Annotated in this window: 9 protein-coding genes; all 9 read left to right on the top strand. The window is 38.5% G+C overall.

The features are described from left to right. Positions 1-90 precede the first annotated feature (90 nt). The 9 genes from P3L47_RS07475 to P3L47_RS07435 all read left to right on the top strand — a co-directional run bounded on the left by P3L47_RS07475 (position 91) and on the right by P3L47_RS07435 (position 17,011). Positions 91-684, top strand: a complete 594-nt coding sequence (locus tag P3L47_RS07475) for an RNA polymerase sigma-70 factor (RefSeq protein WP_277783198.1) — start codon at positions 91-93, stop codon at positions 682-684. A gap of 69 nt (positions 685-753) precedes the next feature. Then, a complete protein-coding gene (locus P3L47_RS07470) occupies positions 754-1,776 on the top strand; it encodes a FecR family protein (RefSeq protein ID WP_277783197.1) in 1,023 nt (340 codons plus the stop codon). A 245-nt stretch (positions 1,777-2,021) separates the two neighbouring features. Further along, a complete protein-coding gene (locus tag P3L47_RS07465) occupies positions 2,022-5,465 on the top strand; it encodes a TonB-dependent receptor (protein WP_277783196.1) in 3,444 nt (1,147 codons plus the stop codon). Positions 5,466-5,478: 13 nt separating this feature from the next. Then, the gene (locus P3L47_RS07460) at positions 5,479-7,455 is read left to right on the top strand and encodes a RagB/SusD family nutrient uptake outer membrane protein (protein ID WP_277783195.1); all 1,977 of its coding nucleotides are present in this window, start codon (positions 5,479-5,481) and stop codon (positions 7,453-7,455) included. Positions 7,456-7,529: 74 nt separating this feature from the next. Beyond that, a complete protein-coding gene (locus tag P3L47_RS07455) occupies positions 7,530-9,902 on the top strand; it encodes a glycoside hydrolase family 31 protein (RefSeq protein ID WP_277783194.1) in 2,373 nt (790 codons plus the stop codon). A 217-nt stretch (positions 9,903-10,119) separates the two neighbouring features. Then, complete coding sequence (locus P3L47_RS07450) at positions 10,120-10,680, top strand: RNA polymerase sigma-70 factor (protein WP_277783193.1); 561 nt, start codon at positions 10,120-10,122, stop codon at positions 10,678-10,680. A gap of 80 nt (positions 10,681-10,760) precedes the next feature. After that, positions 10,761-11,699, top strand: coding sequence for a FecR family protein (locus P3L47_RS07445; protein ID WP_277783192.1), 939 nt, complete (start codon positions 10,761-10,763; stop codon positions 11,697-11,699). 203 nt (positions 11,700-11,902) lie between these two features. Further along, positions 11,903-15,286 (top strand): TonB-dependent receptor, encoded by a 3,384-nt coding sequence (locus P3L47_RS07440; protein WP_277783191.1) that lies wholly within the window; start codon positions 11,903-11,905, stop codon positions 15,284-15,286. Between the two features lie 12 nt (positions 15,287-15,298). Continuing rightward, entirely contained in the window at positions 15,299-17,011 is a 1,713-nt protein-coding gene (locus P3L47_RS07435; RefSeq protein WP_277783190.1) for a RagB/SusD family nutrient uptake outer membrane protein, read from the top strand. The last annotated feature ends 2 nt before the right edge of the window (positions 17,012-17,013 follow it).

The following is a 17,013-nucleotide window of genomic DNA, read 5'->3' as shown; positions in this document are numbered from 1 at the left end:
CCTCTTTCTCCAAATACTAACTGAGATTTATATAAATCGTGTATATTTGCGACAATACATCTTTCAGAAACAGGGAGAACGGATAATTATATGGAAAAAAAGGAAGAACTACATTTGATTCATTCCCTGAAATCAGGAAATAATCAAGCATACAAATACATATATGATCATCATTATGTACTGTTATGTAAGATTGCCTATGAATTCCTGAAAGACGATTTTCTGGCTGAAAGTATTGTCGACGATATTATTTTTCATCTTTGGGAGAAAAGGGATACCCTTGAAATTACCACCTCCCTGCGCAGTTATCTGGTTCAGGCTGTCCGTAACCGTTGTATAAATTATCTGAACCTGGAAAGAGAAAAAAGAGAAGTCCGCTTTTCAGTCATCGACCAGCAAAATGAGTGGATAAATTCTGTCTTCCCATCCGACGACTACCCGCTGGCACGATTGCTGGAGAATGAGCTCGAACAAGAGATCAGGAATGCTATAAACAGACTTCCTGAAGAATGTAAAGTTGTATTCAAAAAAAGCCGCTTCGAAGAAAAACGATATGAACAAATAGCTGAAGAACTCGGCATTTCCGTCAATACGGTAAAATATCATATAAAAAATGCGATATCTCGCCTAAGTGCTGATCTAAGTAAGTATTTGCTCCTGCTCATATGCTGTTTTTGGATTTAATTGAAAAAATTATCCGAACGCACTACCCTCTCCCCTTTTCTAACTGTCATATATACAAGAGAACGAAAAATGAAAGCAACAAACATACATACCAAAATAGATGAACTGATCACAAATTACCTTTCAGGAGGTTTGGGAACAGAGGAATTAACTGAGCTCGAAGATTGGCTCAAGGCTTCTCCGGAAAACCAAAAATATTTCCGACAGATACGGGAAGCTTGGTTCTCTACGATCGGAGCTAATGAAGAGACACGATACGATAAAGAAGCAGCATTCCAACGGTTCCTTTCCAAAACCCAGGTAGCAGCAGAGAAAAAAGTGATCAAAAAACATCCTCTGCACAAATATATGTATGCGGCAGCAGCAATTGCTCTTTTATGTCTCATTTCTTTCGCCTCTTATTGGAGTGGCTCCGAACAGGTCAAGAAACAATTTGCCGAGATGGTGATAGAAGCTCCTTTAGGCTCGAAAACAAAATTATACCTCCCGGACGGCACATTGGTATGGTTGAATGCCGGCTCGAAAATCACCTATTCACAAGGCTTCGGTGTTGCCGAACGAAAACTGCAACTGGCAGGTGAAGGATATTTTGAAGTCACTAAAAATGAGCAAATACCTTTCGAGATCAAAACAAAAGAGTTGGAGCTACGGGTGTTGGGAACCAAATTCAATTTTAGGAACTATCCGGAAGATGAGGAGATTTCAGTCGATTTGCTGGAAGGGAAAGTCAGTCTAAAAAACTCTCTTAAAAACAATAGCCTATGCTATCTGGAGCCAGATCAGAAAGCTATATTGAATAAGAGAAACGGAGAACTTCAGATATCTTCAGTTGAAGCAGAATATGCTTCTGAATGGACAAACGGCTTTCTCTTTTTTGATGAAGACCTGCTACCGGATATCGCTAAAGAGTTGGAAAGAAGCTATAATGTAAAAATAACCTTGGAAGATAGTTCATTGGCTACATTCCGCTTTTATGGAAATTTCGTCCGTAAAGAACAAAGTATCCGCGATATATTGGATATGTTAGCATCTACCGGCAAACTGCAATATCATATCAACGGTAGAAACATACATTTATATACAACCAGATAATAGTTTTCATTAAATCACATTATTAATTTAAAATTTAATCTATATGAGACAAAAAGGACCTGATTAAAAATGTAACACAAAAATCGAGTCTGCAATATAATAAAAGAACCGGAAGATCTGCACAATCTCCCGATTCTGAATTTCGGACTCTATCTCTGCGAATTTCCGAAAGTATTGACAAATGTAATAAAACTTTACTTTTGGTATCAAAATTTCTTGTTTAAAACAATTAATTCTAATTACTTATGAATATCCGAAAAAAGGCCATATCTGTGGCCCTGGTAATGTTTTGCCTCAACCCAACGATATTTGCGCAAGACGTTAACCTGAATTTAAATAATGTAACAGTAAAAAAAGCCATAGAAACATTGAAAGAAAATAATGGCTATTCTTTCGTTTTTGCTTCCGGTGATATAGACACCCGCAAAGTCATATCTGTAAATGCAACCAATAAATCTATAGGGGAAGTAGTAAAACAAATTTTAGACGGGCAAAATATTACTTTCGAAATCAAAGGAAATAATATTATAATAAAGAAGTTATCTGCCGCTAGTTCCGCAGATGAAAAAAACAAAAAGATCACAGGTACAATCACAGACAATAACGGTGAACCTATTATTGGTGCAAATGTGGTAGAAAAAGGTTCCAGCAATGGAACAATAACCGATATTAATGGAAATTTTTCACTTTTGGTATCCGAGAAGTCTATATTGACAGTATCTTATATTGGATATGAAGCTAAAGAGGTGAAAGTGGGAAATCAAACCAAATTACAAATCGAACTTTCTGAAGACACTCAATTCATAGATGAAGTAGTAGTAGTAGGTTTTGGAACTCAAAAGAAAGTTAATCTGACCGGAGCTGTTAGTGCTGTTGATTCCGAGGTATTAGAGGCCCGTCCGGTAACAACCGCTACCCAAGCACTGCAAGGCGTTTTACCCGGATTAAACATTGGCATGAACAATGGCGGTGGAGAATTGAACAACTCTTTAGAAATTAACATCCGTGGAGCCGGCACGATTGGAGATGGTTCCAAATCCAGCCCATTAGTATTAATTGATGGGATGGACGGAGATATTAATATGTTGAATCCACAGGACATTGAATCTATCAGTGTTTTAAAAGATGCCGCAGCTGCCTCTATTTATGGTTCTCGTGCCTCCTTCGGTGTAATTTTAATTACGACCAAAAGAGGAAAAGAAGGAAAAACGAATGTTTCATATAATAACAGTTTCCGTTGGTCTTCTCCTATGCGTATGCCTGAAATGATGGACTCCTATACATTTGCTAATTATTGGAATACCGCATCAACAAATGCGCATCAAGGTGTTGTATTTGATGAAGAAACAATGGGACGAATCATTGCATTCCAAAAAGGAGAAATCACTACTCAGGGTGTATCCGATCCAAATAACCCGAACCGTTACCAAATGTATGAAAAAGGCAACAACAACATTGACTGGCTGAAAGAACACTTCAAGAGTGGAGCTTTTGCGCAAGAACATAACTTATCAGTCAATGGAGGTAGCCAGAAAATCCAATTCTATTTATCTGCCAATTATCTGGGGCAAGAAGGATTACTTCGCTATGGAGGTGATGATTACAAAAGATACTCATTCACTTCCAAAATCAATGCCCAGCTAGCAGATTGGGCTTCGGTAAATGTTTCCACCAAATTTATGAGAGGAGACCAAAGCCAGCCCACTTATTTAACGGAAAACACAAGGCTATTTTTCAATGAGTTATCAAGAAAATGGCCAGTAACTCCGCGCAACTATGAACATGGAGGATATACATCTACATCCCGCATCATACCATTAGAAGACGGAGGACGTTTCAAAAGCCAAAATGATTACTTATACCAGCAACTTCAACTAGTTCTAGAACCTTTAAAAAACTGGAAATTATTTGGAGAGATCAACTATAGAATCCACAATAAGAATGAACATACAGAAATTCTGGAAACTTCTGAATTGGGAATCGATGGTATCAACTCACAAGTCGAAGGTGTAGCAGGTTATGCTAAAGGACTCACACGCATTACCGAATATTATTATAAAGAAAACTTTTTGAATACCAATCTGTACACTGAGTATTCTCATTCTTTTGATTCAGGTCATAATTTAAAAGGATTGATCGGTTTCAATGCCGAATTAAGTAAAGATCGTGATCTGAAAGCCTATAAGGAAGGTTTGATTACTCCCTCTTTACCAACAATCGATACCGCAACCGGATTAGAAAAGATACAAAACGGAGGTTACGATCAGTGGGCGACAGCCGGCTTTTTCGGTCGATTGAATTATAACTACAAAGACCGATATATGGCGGAATTCAATCTACGATACGATGGAACTTCACGTTTTCTAGAGTCAAAACGGTGGAACTGGTTCCCTTCTGTTTCCGCAGGATGGAACATTGCACGAGAAGAATTTATGGAATCTATAAACTCTTGGCTCGGTAGTTTAAAACTAAGAGCATCTTACGGACAATTAGGAAACCAGAATACAGAATCACTGTATCCATTCTATTCATTAATGGATATTACAGCAGGTGGCGGAAATTGGCTATTAAATGGCGTTAAACCTGATAAAGTATTACCTGCAGCTCTGATCAGCAGATACTTGACTTGGGAAAAAGTTGAAACATGGAATGTTGGACTGGACTTCGGATTATTTGACAACCGACTGACCGGTTCCATCGAAGGATTCTCCAGATATACCAAAGATATGGTTGGTCCAGCTCCTGAATTACCGGTTATTTTAGGTACAGATGTTCCTAAAATGAACAATGCAGACTTACAAACTACAGGTTGGGAATTGGATTTAAGCTGGCGGGACCGATTAAAAAATGGATTATCTTACGGTATTCATTTCACTGTTGCAGATGCACGGATGAAAGTCAAACGCTATCCGAATGAGAATAACAAAGTTGATGTCAAAAATGAGGATAAAATATATTACGAAGGTCAATATATCGGAGATATATGGGGATATACCACTATCGGTATAGCAAAAACTGACGAAGAAATGAACAATCATTTGGCAAAAGTAGATCAAAGCACTATCGGTAATGAATGGGCTGCAGGAGATATCATGTATGCCGACCTGGACGGTAACGGCGAAATAAACGGCGGGCAAGGTATGTTAGGAAAAATGGGAGATAAACGTATCATAGGAAACAAAACTCCCCGTTACAATTTTGGATTAACACTAGATGCTTCCTGGAAAGGATTCGATATCTCAGCATTTTTTCAGGGAACAATGAAAAGAGACTTGTGGTTAGGTGATAATCAATTCTGGGGTGCTAGCACAATGTGGCAAGGGATTGGGTTGAAAGCACATGAAGATTATTTCCGATTGGCAGATGATCCTATGGGAGAAAATCTGAATTCCTACTATCCGCGCCCTATCTTTGATTCAGACAAGAACAGACAGGTCCAAACCCGTTATTTACAAAGCGGAGCTTATATCCGATTGAAAAACTTGCAGCTAGGATATACTCTGCCTGCAGAATTAATGCAAAAAATAGCTATCCAGAAACTGAGAGTATTCGTCTCTGGTGAAAATCTTTGGACAGGAACGAAAATGAGTAAAGCATTCGATCCGGAGGCTTTTGCCGGAGAAAGAGGAGAAGGACGTGTATATCCATTGCAAACAACTATATCTTTAGGTTTAAGTGTTAACTTCTAAATTAAATATAATCATGAAACTCTATAGTACAATAATATCATCTATTCTGGCACTAGGAATTTTCACAAGTTGTAATGACTTTTTGGACAGACCTCCATTATCATCCGTATCACCGGACAAATATTTTCATTCAGAATCAGATCTGGCTAACTTCTCTATCACACTTTATAGTGAGTTTAAGACTCCTATCGATTGGACTATGACAACAGGTGAAGACAACAACACTGACAATCAAGCGGAAGTATCTCCCAATAATCGTTTTTCTCCAGGAGAATGGCGAGTTGCTCAAAATAAAGAGAACTGGGATTTCACAACAATTTATAAGTGTAATAATTTCCTTGATAACGTTTTAGCCAACTATCAGGCAGGTTCCATAAAAGGAGATGAAAACAATATCCGTCACTACATCGGGGAGGTTTATTTGATACGCGCATATAATTATTTTACCCGTTTAAAAGAATATGGTGATTTTCCTATCGTTCGTAATGTTCTTCCTGATGATATGAACACTTTGACCGAGGCTTCAAAACGTATGCCCCGGAATGAAGTTGCCCGTTTTATTATATCAGATCTGGACTCTGCAGCAATGTTTTTAAGTGAAGTATCGCCTAATCAAAAAGTGAGACTGTCTAAAAATGTGGCTTACTTGTTAAAATCAAGAGTTGCTTTATACGAAGGATCATGGTTAAAATCGTTCAAAGGAACTTCTTTTGTACCTAAAGGAGAAGGTTGGCCAGGTGAAGCGATGTATCCCGATTATCAATATCCATCAGGAGATATCGACAGTGAAATAAACTACTTTCTCGATAATGCTATAGCCAGTGCTAAAGAAGTTGCAGAAAAAGTTGGACTAACCAGTAATAGCTATAATAAAACAGAATTAAATCAGGCAATTTCAAACCCTTATTACAGAATGTTTTGTGATAAAGATCTGGAATCTTACGAAGAAGTTTTATTTTGGAGAAGTTATGACCAATCTTTAGTAAGTCATGTCACTACACGTTATCTCTATTATGGTAGCTGCAACTCAGGATACACAAGAGGCTTTGTTCAGTCTTTTTTAATGGAAAACGGGCTTCCTATTTATGCAGAGAACTCTGGTTATAAAGGAGATTCAGACTTTACGAGTTTTCGAGAAGACAGAGACTGGCGTTTAAGTCTGTTTACAAAAACAAAAGGCGACTTTTTATATCCACCGACAACTACATTTGAATATCCTAAAATATTAGCGATCAATGCCGAAAGGGATGTAACTGGATATAGTATCCGTAAATACTGTACACACGATGAATTCTTTACAGGAGCAAATGTAGACACAGGCTTCCCTATTTTTAGATCTGTTGAAGCTTATTTGAATTATATCGAAGCTTACTATCTACGCTATGGTTCTTTAGATGCTCTTGCTGACAAATACTGGAAAGCAATCCGTACACGTGCCGGTATAGATCCTGATTATCAAAAAACAATTGCAGCAACAGACATGAGCAAAGAAGCTCCAAACGACTGGGGAGCATATACCGGAGGGCAATTAGTCGATCCTACATTATATAATATCCGCCGCGAGCGTCGTTGTGAGTTTATAGCAGAAGGTTTGCGTTATGATGATTTGCGCCGTTGGCGTTCTATGGATCAGATGGTTAAAACACCTTATATCATAGAAGGCTTCAATTTATGGACAGAAAACTATAAAGCATACGTCGACAATAACGGAACTTCTTTATTAATTACCTCAGACGATAATGCAGGAACTCCTAATGTTTCTCCAAAATCAGTAAGCAATTATTTGCGTCCTTATCAAATTGTAAAAGAAAATAATCGTTTTTACGACGGTTATAAATGGCATGCTGCCCACTATTTGTCTCCTATCCCGATGGATAATTTCATCATTACTTCCAACGGAACAGGGGATGTAGAACAATCTACCATCTATCAAAATCCTGGTTGGCCTAAAATTGCACAACAAGGACCAAGTAATGTAATTGGATTCTAATTCCTGCATTTGTAATGTGAATCAATATTAATGATTCACATTACAAATGCCAAATATTAAAATAATTAAGAACTATGAGCAAAATACTATTTATCGGTATTTGCATACTATGCACAGTATTCTCTAAAGGAGAAAATATAAATAACGGGTTTCGTATTCTCGACGATTCTCTACAAATACAAGTTTCTTCACCATTGGATAAAATTATCCATATCCAAGTAGTTCCAATTGGTACTAAAGCAAAGGAGTCTCTAATCGTACCTGAAAAAACAAGCATACCTTCTTCTCATTACAAAATTTTAGAAAAAGGAGATTTTATATCTCTGCAAACCCAATATGTGACAGCGACTTACTCATACAAAGATAAAAACTTCTACTTTTCAGACACCCGAAATAAAACCGTGCTCCTTCAAGAACAGGCACGTTCTTTCGAACAAAAAGACGTAGCTGGCGAAACGGTATGGCAAATAAAACAGACATTCAAACTACAGGCAGACGAAGCACTGTATGGATTAGGACAATATCAGGAAGGAATAATGAACTACCGAGGGAAAAAAATCAAACTCGTACAGGCCAATATGGAAATTGTCAATCCATTTCTACTATCCACACAGCCATATGGCATTTTATGGGATAATTACTCCAAAACATTGTTCGAGGACAACAATGAGGGAACTTCTTTTTGGTCGGAAGTGGCTGACGCAATCGACTACTATTTCGTTTACGGTACCGATATGAAAGAGGTTGTAGCCGGTTATCACCAACTGACAGGCACAGTCCCCATGTTCCCCAAATCCGCATTCGGATACTGGCAGTCCAAAGAGCGTTACAAATCATTCAACGAACTTACCGATGTCGTAAAAGAACACCGCAAACGGCAGATTCCACTTGACAATATCGTACAGGACTGGGAATACTGGGGAGATCGCGATCATTGGAACAGTCTAAAGTTCGATACAGTCAACTTCAATCATCCGACAGAAGTAATCCGCCAACTCCATGATCAGTACAACGTGAATCTGATGCTTTCTGTATGGCCGGGATTCGGAAAAAAGACAGATGTATACAAAGATATGGAAAAAATCGGTGCTTTATTTGACGAACCCACCTGGGCTGAATATAAAGTCATGGACATATACAATCCACAGGCTCAGCAGATTTTTTGGGAACATCTTTATAAAGGACTGTACCGTACAGGAGTGGATGCCTGGTGGATGGATGCTACAGAACCTTCTTTCCGTGAAGGCTTCACACAAGATAAACAAGAGGAAAAAACAAAATCGGCGGGACAAACTTATATCGGTTCATTCGACCGGTATCTGAATGTCTATTCCTTGTTCTTGTCCAAAGTCATGTATGAAAACATACGTAAACAGAGTGATAAACGAGTTACTATTTTAACCCGCTCCGCATTTGCCGGACAACAGCAATATGCAACAGCTGTATGGTCAGGAGATATCACCGCTTCCTGGGATGTATTCCAGAAACAATTACCGGCAGGACTGAATCTCTGTATGAGTGGAATACCTTATTGGACAACTGATATAGGCGGTTTTTTCGCAACAACAAGAGGTAGCCAATATACCAAAGGGCTTGCCGATCCATCCTATAAGGAACTTTATTTGAGATGGTTCCAACAAGGTGTATTCTCTCCCATTTTCCGAGCCCACGGCAGCAATATTCCCCGTGAAGTATGGCAATTCGGAGAACCCGGCGATCCTTTTTATGATGGATTATTAAAAATGATAAACCTACGGTATAATCTGCTTTCCTATATATATTCATCTGCTTGGCAAGTAACAACAAACTCTCGATTAATAATGCGTGGACTGGTCATGGATTTTCCGGACGACCATCACGTATATAATATAGCAGATACGTATATGTTTGGTCCTTCATTGCTCGTTAAACCGATAACAAAGCCTATGTATTATACAGCAGAAGGTCCAATCGAAAACCCTGATTCAGAAGAATCAATCTATCTGCCCAAACATTCCGGTAAATACTGGTACGACCTGAATACTCAACAACTCTATACGGGAGGTAAAACGATTTCATATCAAACTCCGCTTGATGTGATACCTGTATTTATAAAGGCAGGCTCTATTCTTCCCATAAATAAAGTAGTTCAATATGTCGGAGAACAAAAAGAAGAAGAGTTGGAATTGCGAATTTATAGTGGAGCCGATGCCGATTTCGAACTTTATGAAGATGATAATAAAACTTATGCCTATGAAAACGGCGTCTATTCACTTATCCGGTTCCATTGGGATGATCAAAACAAACAGCTAAGTATTTACGATAAAGAAGGAACATTTGTCGAATATCCCCAAAGGAGCTTCCGGGTGAAACTTTTTATACCGGTAAAGAACAGCACAAATTATTCTGTCCTCGAAAAGCTTATACGGTATGATAATAAAGGCATAAAGGTTGAGATTACAAAATAATTCCAAAAACCCGTTTAAAACGAACCACAAATTCGTTTAAAACAAGCCTTCACCCCGTTTAAAACGAGAAAAAACTCCTTTTAAACGAGATGAGGGTTCGTTTTAAACGAGTTTTCGAAGCTATAACATATACATGAGACGATCAGAGAGATTGATTATAATTAAAAATGCTATTATCTCTGATTTTTATTTATCTTTACCCTGTCAATTATTTGATATGGAGAATATTTCAGAGATAAAGGAATTTAACAAACTGTTTTCAAACTATCGGGGGATTTTCATTCGTTTCGCTAATACTTATATTCAGGATGAGGATACTGCTGAGGATATAGTAGTCGACAGCCTGGTGTATTATTGGGAGAATCGGCATTCTCTTGCTTCCAAGTCAAATATACCTGCTTATATAATGGAAGTAGTCAAGCATAAAAGCCTTAATTATCTTCGTAACCAACGAATTAGGGAAGATATAGAACAAAACCTTTGGGCTCATATGGATAGAGTAAGAAAATTAAAGATCACGACACTGGAAGCCTGCAACCCGGAAGAATTATTCAGCGCTGAAGCACAGCAGTTGGTCAATAAAGCATTGGACAGCCTTCCGGAAAAAACACGGGAGATTTTTATCATGAGCCGGTATGAGAACAAAAAACACAAGGAAATTGCCGAACATTTCAATTTATCAACCAAAAGCATCGAGTTCCATATTGCCAAAGCACTTGATGTTTTAAGAAAACAATTAAAAGACTATCTCCCATTCTTTTTTCTCTTTTTAAACTAGTAAAAGACCTTTTTTCTCTCTTTTTTGAAAAAGGTCGTTTTTTCATTAGGGATACTTTTTACTTATGTGCTTACAATAATATGAAGAGAGAAACACTATATCGTTTTTTCGAAGGCAAAGCTTCTTTCCAGGAGGAAGAAGAAGTTTGTAGCTGGACAGAATCTTCTGAAAAGAACATGCAGGAATATATCAAAGAACGGAAATATTTCGACCTGCTACTCATTCAGAACAGGAAAAACAGTGTACAATATAATCCTTCGGTCAAGACATATCACTTAAACAATATAGCTAAATACGCAGCTGTTATAGCTATATTGATCATGTGCAGCATACAAGTCTATCAAATAGCAACTTCCGACCGAAAAATAGAACCGGAAATGAATCTCATATCCGTGCCAACCGGTCAACGGGTTAATCTTTTGTTATCCGACGGAACGAACGTATGGCTTAACTCCGGTTCGAAAATGAAATACCCGGCATTCTTTTCAAAAGGGAAAAGAGAGATCACCCTCGATGGAGAAGGCTATTTTGAAGTAGCTAAAGATACTGAAAGACCTTTCGTTGTACAAACCGGCAAATATGATATAGAAGTTTTAGGTACAAAATTTAATGTCGATGCTTACAATGATATAGCCTCCTTTTCTGCCGCATTAATGGAAGGTTCCATACAGATATCGGACAAAGCTGCTCCTTCCTGCAAAATATTATTACGTCCGCAGCAAAAAGCTGATTATATAGACGGCAAGCTGGTTGTTAAAGAAATAGATAATTATGACGTTTATCGGTGGAGAGATGGTTTATTGTGTTTTGAACACATCGCTTTCAATGACTTGATGAAGGAATTTGAAAAAACATATGACATACAAATAATCAATAAAAACAAACATCTGGAAAATTATATTTGCAGCGGTAAATTCCGTATCACAGATGGCATTGACTTTATATTGCACGTACTGCAAAAAGATGCCAGCTTCAGTTTTCACAGAAATTCCGACAACACTATAATTTATATAAAGTAACATGTTGAACCTTTAAATCGAATAGCCTATGATATAGCTTATAAAAAAGAAAAAGCGATAAATGCGGGAACATCTATCGCTTTATAACTAACACAATTGTTAAAACTGTATTAATTTCTAATATTTACAAAGTTATGAATAAAGTATCTTTGTCGGGACCTTATTTTCTTAAAAAATCACGACATAAACATTTTTTCAGAATTATGAGAATAGCCTCATTCCTACTGTTCGTATTGATATTTTCACTACATGCAATCAATACAAATTCACAGAATACACGTATTACGGTAAAAGCCAGTAATACGACTTTAAAAGAAGTATTGAATATGATCGAAAAACAAACAGACTATCTGTTTGTCTACAACATCAATGTCGATACCAAACAAAAAGTAGCAGTAAACGCGGTTGAGAAAACGACCAAAGAAGTTCTTGACAACCTGTTCGAAAATCTTGGCCTCAGTTATTCAATGGAGGGATCCTATGTTGTTGTATCCACTCAAAAAACACAACTACAAGAAAAGTTGCAAGATAAGAAATCAATCTCAGGCATAATTACCGATAATACCGGTGAGCCTATCATCGGTGCCAATATTATTGAGAAAGGAAGCACGAACGGGACTATCACCGACCTGGACGGAAAATATACTTTGGAAGTTTCCTCTAATGCCATTCTGCAAGTCACTTATGTGGGATATGACACACAGGAAATTGCAATTAACGGTCGCTCAACGATCAATATTGAACTAAAAGAAGATTCACAAGCGTTGGAAGAGGTGATCGTTGTTGGTTATGGCGTACAGAAAAAAGTTAATTTGACGGGAGCCATCTCGCAGGTTTCCTCCAAGGTTTTAGAGAACAGACCTATTACGAATCTTAGCCAAGGTTTGCAGGGCGTCGTTCCAAACCTCAACATCAGTAATTCGGACGGAAATCCAAACTCGACAGCCAAAATGAATATCCGTGGGGCAGCGACCATCAGCGATGACTCCAGTTCTCCATTGATTTTGGTGGACGGAGTACAAATGACGCATTTCAATATGCTGAATCCGGAAGATATTGAAAGTATTTCTGTATTGAAAGATGCCTCTTCCGCTGCCATATATGGAGCCAGAGGAGCATTCGGTGTTATCCTCATCACAACTAAAGGGGGCAAGTCTAACCAAAAACCGGTCATTGAATATTCCGGAAGTATACAATTCAATACACAGACTTATCGTCCTGACATGTTAAGTTCATTAGATTACATGAATGCTTCCAATGAATCATCCTTCAATAATTCCGGTAAAAACAAATACACAGACGAACAGGTACAATGGGTTAAAGATTACACGGAAGATCCGATAAACAACCCTGTTTATCATACTTTGGCAAATGGCAAGATATTCTGGAACGGCAATAACAACAACTATGACCAAATGTTGCAAAAATGGTCGCCGACACATAAACACACAGTTAGTGTGAACGGCGGTTCTGAACGGATCAATTTTTATGCATCTGCCGGCATGATGCATCAGGACGGTATGTTCAAAGACAATACGGATGTATTTAAACGATATAACTTCCTGACGAATGTTTCTGCCAAACTAGTAGAAAATTTCCGTTTAGGATTTAAGGCAACTTATTCACAAACCATTTATGACGAACCCCATCGTTATACCACAAAAGGATCCAGCTGGTGGGAACAGATGACACGTGGGGAACCGCAAATTCTATATCCAATTTACACACCGGATGACAGTCCTATCTGCGGGGGAGTTCCAACAGAACACTTCTACAATTTTCTAGCCAGCGGCTCCAGAAATAATACCAAGCGGGAAGATGCAACTTTTCTGATCAATGGAGACTGGGATGTTGTCAAGGGATTGAAACTAAAAGGAGATTTCAGTTACCGTACTACAAACTATCGAAATAAAGATGTACAAAAAGAATTCGGTTATATCCGCGATTCATGGACAACACAGAACAGTGCGACTTTCCCTTCATTTATCTTTGATGAAAACCGTCACACGGATTATTTTGCCGGTAATATCTATCTAGACTATAATACCAGTATAAACAAGGCACACAATATTTCGGCTTTGGGTGGTTTCAACCAGGAATGGGAACTTTATCGTATGTCTTCTATCAAAAAAGAAAACCTGGTTTCAATGGAAGTACCTTCCATTAATCTGGGTACGGGGAATATTATTGGCAAAGATGCCGAACAAGCCTGGGCGATAAGAGGTGCATTTATGCGTTTAAAATATGACTATAAAGGAAAATACTTATTTGAAATGAACGGACGTTACGACGGAACATCTAAATTCCCGCATAATTCCCGTTTTGGATTTTTCCCTTCTTTTGCCGCTGGCTGGCGTCTCTCGGAAGAAAGATTCATGTCCTCAACCCAAAACTGGTTGAATGACTTGAAGGTTAGGATCAACTATGGAAGTTTGGGTAATCAGAATGTTTCAGGTGTTTATCCCTATATTTCAACCTTTGATGTAACGCAACAAACACAGTTCATCATGAACGGAAATCTTCCTATTTCAGTTACAGCTCCCGGATTAGTAGCTTCGGATCTTACCTGGGAAACTGTAAAAACACTGAATCTTGGAGTAGATGTTACTCTATTGGATAAATTATCTGCAAGTTTCGACTGGTTCGACCGCCGAACAATCAATATGCTGACAGAAGGAGACAAATTACCTTCTATTTTAGGTACAGATTCGCCACGTCGTAACAATGCAAATATGAAAACAAACGGTTGGGAAGTTTCAGTAAGATGGCAGGATGTGTTAGCGAATGGAATTAATTATGATGTAAGTTTCATTTTATCCGACTACATCAGTAAAATTACCAAATATGATAATAATCCCAGTAAACTATATGATACATATTATGTAGGCAAAACTATCGGTGAAATCTGGGGATACGAGACAGCCGGTATTTTCCAGTCAAAAGATGAAGTTGCAGCGTCAGCTGATCAAAGCCAGTTGGGGAACGGTAGTAAATGGGGACCCGGCGATGTACATTATGCGGATCTGAATGGTGACAAAGTCATCAACTGGGGGGACAAAACAGTTGACAATCCGGGAGACACAAAAATCATAGGAAATACAACACCCCGATACCAGTTTGGTTTTACAGGGAATATCGCATGGAAAGGCTTTGATTTCAATATCTTCATTCAAGGCGTGGGAAAACGCGATTTCTTCCCTACCGGCAATTTCTTCTGGGGACAGATTAATAATGCCGGTGCCGTAGGTACCTATGAAGTATACAACAATGCATGGAGAGAAGACAATCCCAATGCCCTTTATCCCATTTGGAAAGCCGGATCAGCAGGCTATAATGCAAAAACCCAGACACGCTTCTTACAGAGCGGAGCTTATGCACGTTTGAAGAATCTGACATTAGGTTATACATTGCCTCGAACATTGACCTCCAAACTATACATCAACCGGTTAAGAATCTATTTCTCCGGACAGAACCTATGTGAGATCTCCGGTATAAAAGGAGGTTTCGATCCGGAAATCATAGGAAAAGTCGGTGAATTTTACCCCTTACAACGTTCTATCATGTTTGGTCTCCAAGTAACACTATAAAGAAATATCATTATGAAAAAGTATAAACATATATCAAATACCATTCTCGGATTTGTACTTTTGGGAATGCTCTCCTGCAACAATGACTTCATGGACCGCTACCCGACAGATAGTATCAGTGACGAGAACTTCTGGAACTCAGAGAAAGATCTGGAAATTTACAGCAACGGCCTTTATACATTTATAGAAGGACATGCTTCCGGACACACTAGAAGCCCCTTATTAACCGGGGATAATCAAAGTGATAATATGGCTCCTCAGGATTATAACGTCATCGCAGCAGGTGAACATGTCGTTCCTGCTAAAAGTGGTGAGTCAGACTGGAACTGGAGTTTTATCAGAAAGTGTAATTATTTTCTTAATCGCTATCAAAAAACTCCAATAAAAGAAGAAGTAAAAGACACCTATGCCGGTGAAGTCCAATTCTTTAAAGCATGGGATTATTTCAAAAAAGTGAAACGGTATGGCGATGTTCCCTGGCTCACTAAAGACCTGAATGTCGATTCTGAAGAGTTATATGGCTCACGTGATTCACGGCTTGTAGTCATGGACTCGGTTCTTCATATAATAGATTGGGCTATCGATAAATTGCCGACCTATTCAAATGCGGAACCTAATCGTATCAACCGGGACGTTGCATTAGCATTGAAGGCCAGAATATGCTTACATGAAGGAACTTTCAGAAAATATCATGGAATAGAAAATTACGAAAAGTTCTTAAAAGAAGCCATGAGTGCTGCGAATTCACTAATGGTTGAAAAACATTACAGCATCTATAATACAGGAAATCCGGAATCAGACTACCGTACCTTATTCAGTTCACTCGATCTGAAAGGAAATCCGGAAATGATCTATTACAAAATATATGAACTTGGATTATTAGGAAACCGAACCAGTAATCTCATCGAAGGAGGAGAGTCCAATTTAGGTTTCAGTGTATCCAAATCATTGGTGGAATCTTATCTCTGCAAGTGTGGAAAACCTATTTCTCTATGTAAAGAACATTACCTGGGAGATGATAGTATTCAAGTAGAACTGTTAAACCGTGATCCCCGCCTGACACAAACAGTTTGTTATCCGGGAAAAGATTTACAACGCGAAACAATGAAACCATCTATTCCCGGTTCCAATATCGCCACAGGAATCATCCCCACAGGATATCAAATCATAAAATACTGGGTGGATGACCGGGAGGAATATTTACGATATCAGAACGGTATATTGGATGCTCCGGTCTTCCGTTATGCAGAAACATTATTGATCTATGCGGAAGCAGCAGCAGAACTGGGCTTATGTGACCAGAACGTATTGGACAACACGATCAATCAACTGCGTAAAAGGGCAGGAATGCCTGATATGAGAATCGAGACATTAGTAAAGGATCCGGCTTCAGACTTTCCGGAACTGCCTGTCCTGACCGATGAAATCAGGCGTGAGCGGAGAGTGGAGTTTGCCCTCGAAGCAATGCGTTATGATGATCTGATGCGCTGGAAAGCAGGGAAACTTCTGGAAAAGACCGTGCGGGGCATGAAGTTTGTCCAATCCCAATACCCGACTGTTGTAGTAGGTAAACATATTGATCTGGATGAAAAAGGGTATATCCTTCCTTATAAAAAGATATTACCTAACGGACGGAAGTTCGATGAATCCAAACATTATTTTTTCCCATTACCGACAGAAGAGTTAGTACTAAATTCAAATTTGAAGCAAAATCCTAATTGGTAATA

It is taken from the genome of Parabacteroides chongii (genome assembly GCF_029581355.1).
Classification (GTDB): domain Bacteria; phylum Bacteroidota; class Bacteroidia; order Bacteroidales; family Tannerellaceae; genus Parabacteroides; species Parabacteroides chongii.
Note: the sequence above shows the minus strand (reverse complement) of the source record. Positions and strands in the feature narration are given on the sequence as shown.

Coding starts and splice junctions, on each gene's coding strand:
- P3L47_RS07475 (WP_277783198.1), top strand. CDS start 91: ATGGAAAAAAAGGAAGAACTACATTTGATTCATTCCCTGAAATCAGGA.
- P3L47_RS07470 (WP_277783197.1), top strand. CDS start 754: ATGAAAGCAACAAACATACATACCAAAATAGATGAACTGATCACAAAT.
- P3L47_RS07465 (WP_277783196.1), top strand. CDS start 2,022: ATGAATATCCGAAAAAAGGCCATATCTGTGGCCCTGGTAATGTTTTGC.
- P3L47_RS07460 (WP_277783195.1), top strand. CDS start 5,479: ATGAAACTCTATAGTACAATAATATCATCTATTCTGGCACTAGGAATT.
- P3L47_RS07455 (WP_277783194.1), top strand. CDS start 7,530: ATGAGCAAAATACTATTTATCGGTATTTGCATACTATGCACAGTATTC.
- P3L47_RS07450 (WP_277783193.1), top strand. CDS start 10,120: ATGGAGAATATTTCAGAGATAAAGGAATTTAACAAACTGTTTTCAAAC.
- P3L47_RS07445 (WP_277783192.1), top strand. CDS start 10,761: ATGAAGAGAGAAACACTATATCGTTTTTTCGAAGGCAAAGCTTCTTTC.
- P3L47_RS07440 (WP_277783191.1), top strand. CDS start 11,903: ATGAGAATAGCCTCATTCCTACTGTTCGTATTGATATTTTCACTACAT.
- P3L47_RS07435 (WP_277783190.1), top strand. CDS start 15,299: ATGAAAAAGTATAAACATATATCAAATACCATTCTCGGATTTGTACTT.